This window comes from Pseudomonas sp. W22_MBD1_FP4 (genome assembly GCF_052113765.1).
GTDB lineage: Bacteria > Pseudomonadota > Gammaproteobacteria > Pseudomonadales > Pseudomonadaceae > Aquipseudomonas > Aquipseudomonas sivasensis.
Genome location: NZ_JBGQOI010000028.1, coordinates 71487 through 77486 on the forward strand (window position 1 = coordinate 71487; position 6000 = coordinate 77486).

Annotated in this window: 6 protein-coding genes and 1 tRNA gene; 5 read left to right on the top strand and 2 right to left on the bottom strand. The window is 58.2% G+C overall.

Annotated elements, in window-relative coordinates; genetic code table 11:
* From bamC to ACEN2T_RS26880, 4 genes are all read left to right on the top strand, one after another.
* Positions 1 to 1116 carry an outer membrane protein assembly factor BamC gene (bamC, locus tag ACEN2T_RS26865; RefSeq protein ID WP_122680213.1) on the top strand — a complete coding sequence of 372 codons (1116 nt, stop codon included), beginning with the start codon at positions 1 to 3 and terminating at the stop codon, positions 1114 to 1116.
* A 4-nt stretch (positions 1117 to 1120) separates the two neighbouring features.
* On the top strand, positions 1121 to 1879 hold the full coding sequence (locus tag ACEN2T_RS26870) for an MBL fold metallo-hydrolase (RefSeq protein ID WP_032888564.1): 759 nt from the start codon (positions 1121 to 1123) through the stop codon (positions 1877 to 1879).
* A gap of 27 nt (positions 1880 to 1906) precedes the next feature.
* The gene (gene purC / locus ACEN2T_RS26875; protein ID WP_003172493.1) at positions 1907 to 2620 is read left to right on the top strand and encodes a phosphoribosylaminoimidazolesuccinocarboxamide synthase; all 714 of its coding nucleotides are present in this window, start codon (positions 1907 to 1909) and stop codon (positions 2618 to 2620) included.
* Between the two features lie 83 nt (positions 2621 to 2703).
* Positions 2704 to 2793, top strand: a tRNA-Ser gene (locus ACEN2T_RS26880).
* A 240-nt stretch (positions 2794 to 3033) separates the two neighbouring features.
* Here ACEN2T_RS26880 and ACEN2T_RS26885 read toward each other — a convergent pair.
* Both ACEN2T_RS26885 and ACEN2T_RS26890 read right to left on the bottom strand, forming a co-directional pair.
* Positions 3034 to 3924 (bottom strand): hypothetical protein, encoded by an 891-nt coding sequence (locus ACEN2T_RS26885; protein WP_241089440.1) that lies wholly within the window; start codon positions 3922 to 3924, stop codon positions 3034 to 3036.
* Positions 3925 to 4148: 224 nt separating this feature from the next.
* A complete protein-coding gene (locus ACEN2T_RS26890) occupies positions 4149 to 4835 on the bottom strand; it encodes a DUF6216 family protein (RefSeq protein WP_442117823.1) in 687 nt (228 codons plus the stop codon).
* Positions 4836 to 5046: 211 nt separating this feature from the next.
* Here ACEN2T_RS26890 and ACEN2T_RS26895 point away from each other — a divergent pair, with 211 nt between their 5' ends.
* Positions 5047 to 5949 (top strand): LysR family transcriptional regulator, encoded by a 903-nt coding sequence (locus ACEN2T_RS26895; protein WP_442117824.1) that lies wholly within the window; start codon positions 5047 to 5049, stop codon positions 5947 to 5949.
* The last annotated feature ends 51 nt before the right edge of the window (positions 5950 to 6000 follow it).

Here is a 6000-nt window from a genome sequence, read left to right on the forward strand (position 1 = left end):
ATGAAGCGATTGGCCGGACTTTCCGCACTTGCCTTGATTATCTCCAGCACCAGTGGCTGCGGTTGGATCTGGGGCCCGGAAGGCTACTTCCGTGACCGCGGCAGCGATTACCTGGAAGCACAAGCAACCAAACCGATGCAATTGCCACCGGACGTCAACGTTGCAAAGCGTCTTGACCCGTTGCTGCCGATTCCACGCAACGTTGCCGACGACACCACTAAGGGTGAATACGTAGTGCCACGTCCACAGCCGATCTCGGCCGTGGCGGATGCCAGCGACTACAGCCTCCAGAAGAGCGGTGATTCCCGCTGGATCGTTGCTCAGCGCCCACCTGCCGAAGTCTGGCCAGTGGCGGTGCAGTTCTTCCAGGACAACGGTTTCCGCATCGACGAGCAGCGCCCGCAGACCGGCGAATTCACCACGGCATGGCAGCAAGGCAGCGAACTGTCCGCCACCATGGCCAAGCGTTTGCAAGCCAGTGGTGTAGCGGCTGACAGCGAAGCCCGCGTGCGTGTTCGCATCGAGCCAGGCGTGCAGCGCAATACCAGTGAAGTCTACGTGGTGAGTGCCGAGCGTCCTGCCGGCAGCACCGCCAACGTCGCCTTCACCAACCGTTCGGTCAACACCGGCGTTGACTCTGCACTGGTCGACGAGATGCTGGCCAGCATGAGCCGTATTTCCGAGAAGGGCGGTTCCGTTTCCCTGCTCGCCGCACGTGATTACGACACCCCGAGTCGCGTCAGTCTCACCGAGGACGGCAGTGGCAACGTGGTGCTGAACCTGGGTGAAGACCTGGACCGTGCCTGGGCCAGCGTCGGTCGCGCGTTGGAGCAAGGCCCTTGGCGTGTTGAAGACATCAACCGTAGCCTCGGCCTCTACTACATCAACGTGGCTGAAAAGGCCGAGCGCAAAGACGACGAGCCTGGTTTCTTCGGCAAGCTGTTTGGCAGCCAGCCGACCAAGGAAGAAATCGAGACCCGCGCCGAGCGTTATCAGGTTCGTTTGAGCAAGGTTGGCGAGACTGTGCAAGTCACCGTCGAGAAGAACATCAACACCGTTGCTCCGGCTGAAACAGCTCGCAAAGTGTTGGGCGTAATTCAGGACAACTTGGGCTGATCCGATGCGTTTTGCTGTTCTCGGTAGCGGTAGCCAAGGGAACGGCACGCTGGTCGCCCACGACGACACGTACGTACTGGTGGATTGTGGTTTCTCGTTAAAAGAAACCGAGCGGCGCCTGCTGCGCCTGGGGGTTCACCCCACGCAGCTGAGCGCGATTCTAGTGACCCACGAACATGCCGATCACGTGCATGGCGTGGGTTTGCTGTCTCGGCGCTACAATCTTCCGGTGTACCTGAGTCGCGGCACCTTGCGCGGGATGCGCAAGCCCATTGAGCCCGCAGGTTTCCTGGCTGGCGGTGAGCAACTGCAAATCGGTGCCTTGAGCATTGATGTGATTGCCGTGGCGCACGACGCTCAGGAGCCGACGCAGTATGTATTCAGTGATGGCCAGCGACGCTTCGGCGTGCTGACCGACCTGGGCTCCTACTGCGCCAAGGTGCTGGACGGTTACCGCGACCTCGATGCCTTGATGATCGAGTCCAACCACTGCCGAGACCTGCTGGCTCGCGGTCACTATCCCTACTTTCTCAAGCAGCGGGTGGGCGGCGAACTGGGACATTTGAACAACCACCAGGCGGCGTACCTGGTGTATGAGTTGGGCTGGCAAGACCTGCAACACCTGGTCCTGGCCCACCTGAGCAGCAAGAACAACCTGCCGACGCTTGCCCGGCAATGTTTTGTCGACACCCTCGGGTGCGACCCGGACTGGCTGCAACTGGCCGATCAAGATTCAGGGCTCGACTGGCGACATATCGCCTAGCCCACCTCACTCAAAGCGGAGCCCATCATGGAAAAACGTGAAGAACTCTACCGCGGCAAGGCCAAGTCGGTTTACAAGACCGACGACGCCAACCGCCTGATCCTGCTGTTTCGCAACGACACCTCGGCGTTCGACGGCAAGCGCATCGAACAACTGGACCGCAAGGGGATGGTGAACAACAAGTTCAACGCCTTCATCATGCAGAAACTCGAAGAGGCCGGCATTCCGACCCAATTCGACAAACTGCTGGGCGACAACGAGTGCCTGGTGAAGAAGCTGGACATGATCCCGGTCGAATGCGTCGTGCGTAACTACGCCGCCGGCAGCTTGGTCAAGCGCCTGGGTGTGGAGGAGGGCCTCAAGCTCAACCCTTACACGTTCGAACTGTTCCTGAAGGACGACGCCAAGGGCGACCCTTTCATCAACGAATCCCACGTCGTGGCATTTGGCTGGGGCACCGCTGAGCAACTGGCTCGCATGAAAGAGCTGTCCCTCAAGGTCAACGACGTACTGAGCAAGCTGTTCGACGACGCAGGCCTGCTGCTGGTGGACTTCAAGCTTGAATTCGGTGTGTTCCACGACGGTTCCATCGTCCTGGGCGACGAATTCAGCCCGGACGGCTGCCGCCTGTGGGACAAGGACACCAAGAAGAAGATGGACAAAGACCGCTTCCGCCAGGGCCTCGGTGACGTTATCGAAGCTTACGAAGAAGTCGCCAATCGTCTCGGCGTACCGCTGTAATCGACGCAAGCATCTGATAGCACGGAAAAAAATCGCTTAGGCGCTTTGCATCCACGAATCATGCTGTTATGATGCGCGCCGTTGGAGAGATGCCAGAGTGGCCGAATGGGACGGATTCGAAATCCGTTGTACCTTCACCGGTACCTAGGGTTCGAATCCCTATCTCTCCGCCATTACATAGAAAAAGCCCCGTAGCTGAATAAGCTACGGGGCTTTTTCGTTTTTGGTGCCATAAAAGTCCTACATACCCTTCCGCACAGCTTTGTTCATACCTCCTTCCAAGATTGAAGCCTGGGTGTTTGCCGGTCTTCGTCGACACGCCATCGTTTTTTGGGAGATGGGTATATTGATTTACCGAGAGACGCTCACCGAGGCGCTCGCACTGAATGGCATCACCTGCGTAAGCAGCGCGCTCACTCCTGCGCGACGGCGGGTTGGGGCGGGGTCAGCTCCAATACGCGATCACGTCCGCCCTCGGCCAGCAGATAAGTCCCGCGCGCAGTCGGCACGATCGATTGTGGCGCTTTCAAGAACGACAAAATCGTCTGCTGGTGCCCTTGTTTGTCGATCAGCAACAGCCGCGCACGGTGGGTGGCGTCTTCATTGATCCATAACCCGCGCTCATCGCACATCAAAAACGTCGGCTGGTTCAGCTTGGCCAGTACCACCGGATCACTGCCGTCTGCGGCTAGCTCACGCACCGTGCCTTCTTTCTTCTTCGTGTAGAGCATGCGGCCATCGGTGCAGCGGATGATGGATTCACCCTCATCGAGGTCTTTGCGCACGACGCTCAAGGTCCGGTCGCTCCAGCGATAACGCAGGAGACGGCCCTCGTCGCGACGGTCCTCCATCGCATAAAGGTAGTCCCCGTCGTCCCACAGACCTTGCACGTTTTCGCCCCTGAATAACTCTGTGACGGTACCGTCCTTGAGGAAGCTGACGGGAGAGTCGAGTGCTTCCTGGCTGAATACCCAGCCGCCACGGGTGGAGAGCATACCGTCGGGTTTGGACAGCTTGCCCACCACCACTTCGCGTGTCCCGTCCAGGTGAATGCGCACGATACTGCCCTTGGCGTCGTCGAGCTCCTGGCTGACCATCAACGCGCCGTCCGGTAACGGCATCAGCGAGGCAGCTTTGGGCACATCGCGGTGCAGCACCTGAACAGTCCAGCCGCTCGCCGTACTCACTGGGTAGAAGTTTTGCCAAGTGAAGAAGCCCAGCGCGGCGAGGCAGGGCAGGCCTACCAGGCATACAGCTCCTTTCAGCGCTCGGTGTAGCGTTTTTCTGCCGGATGCCTTGCTCATTGAACTCTCAGTCGAAAACGGTCGGATTGCAGACTACGCACCTAAGTGCTTTTTTCAAGGCAGCTTTTTCAAGACTGGTTGGCCTGCCATTGTCTGTAGAGTCGTCGGGCGACTTCCATTCGCGCGATCAGGATCACCAGGTAAATCATCCAGGCCATCGACACGAGTACCAGCGAGAACAGTAGCCCGCGCTGTTCGCTCAAACCCTCTCGTACGTATTTGTTTTAGTTCTTGTCGAGGAAGAATGAGCAAATGATGTCGAGTTTCTCTTCCGGTAATCCCGGGAGAAGAAAAGCCTGTAGCGACTCGGACGACCGGCAGTGTTCTACCATCAGGACGTTGTCGGACCAGATGCCGAACTTCACGTTATCTTCAGATAAATAGAACGATGGAGCATCTGGGGCGTTTTTCAGGGACACCATCAGGTACTTCGATTCAATCAGCGGAACCGCAATGGCTACACCTGCCAAAAGCACGAAAGCGAGTACAAAAAAACAGTTGATGCGCCATTGTGCGAACCGCCGGGTGATGAAATTCAGCGCTGTGAAGTCGCCCCACTCTATGTATCGCTTCACGCGGCCGAAGTCGCGCGGGGCGAATTCATTGCTGTACATCCAATCCTCGGCCAAGTCTGCCTCCCGCAGCGTTTTGGCAGGGATGTTGAATTCGTAGCGGTAATATTCAAGCTCGCGCAAATCCTTGCGCATGCGTTCAAAACGTTCTGTTTCGAAGCGCGTTTTGCCCCCAAAAAACCGCCATATCCAATCCCGCAAAAACAGCAGCGAGCCGGAACGTCGGTAGATAAATATCAACAGCCCCGCGATAGCGAGAAAGGTAAAGGCACCGCTGAAGAAGGCGAAATGCTCGACGTACCAAGTCAGTGGTGTGCTTTTTACGATCGGTTCGGCCATGGCTGGGTCCATTAGTCATAAAGTCGAACGCGGGATTCTAGGGAACCAGAGCGAGCGTGTCTTTACGTCAGAAAAAACAGGAAGCAACTGACGGGGCTCTCAGAATCCGGCTAAGCCACAACTGCAGTTTTTCTGGCGGTCCTCATGCATGGCTTCCCACCGACAGTCGTACGATAATGCCGTCCATCCCGCTATTGACTGGCCGTTCTCCGTGATCATCAACTTCGACCTCAACGACCTCCAAGCCTTCCGCGCTGTGGTAGACAAGGGCAGTTTTCGCGGCGCCGCGGAGGCCATCCGTATCTCGCAACCGGCGCTCAGTCGGCGCATCGAAAAACTTGAATCCGCGCTTGATGTAAAGCTGTTCGAGCGCACCACCCGACGGGTCAGCCTGACCATGGTGGGCCGTGCATTCCTGCCGCAAGTCGAGCGCATGCTCGACGACCTCGACATCGCGCTGATGGGCATCAGTAACGTCGCGTCCACGCGCATGGGCGATGTCATCATCGCCTGCGTGCCTTCGACTGCGTACTACTTCATGCCTCACGTGATCTCCGAATTCCACAAGCTGTATCCAAAGATTCGCCTGCGGGTGCTGGATGCCAGTGCCGGTGAGGTGTGCAATGCGGTGGAAAATGGCGAGGCGGATTTTGGCGTGAGTTTCAGCGGCAGCCTGCCCGATGAAGTGGAGTTCGAATTGCTGCTGCAGGAGCGATACGTACTCGCCTGTCGCCGTGATCACCCGTTGGCCGAACGTGACAGCGTGACCTGGGCCGAAGCCTTTGAGCATGACTACATCACGGTGGACAAAACTTCGGGCAACCGCTTCCTGCTTGACCAGGCCTTGCGCGGCGTACGTGTGAAAAAACCGAGTGTCTGCGAGACGCACCACGTGACCACCATGATTGCGTTGGTGGAGGCGGGGTTGGGGGTAGCGATGGTGCCTTCGATTGCGATGCCGGCGTGCGCGCACCCGGTTCTGGTAAGCGTGCCGTTGGTGGAGCCGCAGGTGATGCGCAATGTGGGCTTGATCAAGCGCCGCGGGCGGAAATTGCCGCCCACGGCGCTGGAGGTGGAGAGGGTGGTGCGGGGGATGCCGTTTTTGTCCGCGTGACACCGAGTCCCGGCCGGTGGGTTGCCCCCACGGTTGTGCCTCGGGGGAGGA

What these genes read in the sequence shown, in the direction of transcription:
- ACEN2T_RS26885 (WP_241089440.1), bottom strand. Translation starts at nt 3,924, where the DNA reads ATGAGCAAGGCATCCGGCAGAAAAACGCTACACCGAGCGCTGAAAGGA.
- purC (WP_003172493.1), top strand. Translation starts at nt 1,907, where the DNA reads ATGGAAAAACGTGAAGAACTCTACCGCGGCAAGGCCAAGTCGGTTTAC.
- ACEN2T_RS26870 (WP_032888564.1), top strand. Translation starts at nt 1,121, where the DNA reads ATGCGTTTTGCTGTTCTCGGTAGCGGTAGCCAAGGGAACGGCACGCTG.
- bamC (WP_122680213.1), top strand. Translation starts at nt 1, where the DNA reads ATGAAGCGATTGGCCGGACTTTCCGCACTTGCCTTGATTATCTCCAGC.
- ACEN2T_RS26890 (WP_442117823.1), bottom strand. Translation starts at nt 4,835, where the DNA reads ATGGCCGAACCGATCGTAAAAAGCACACCACTGACTTGGTACGTCGAG.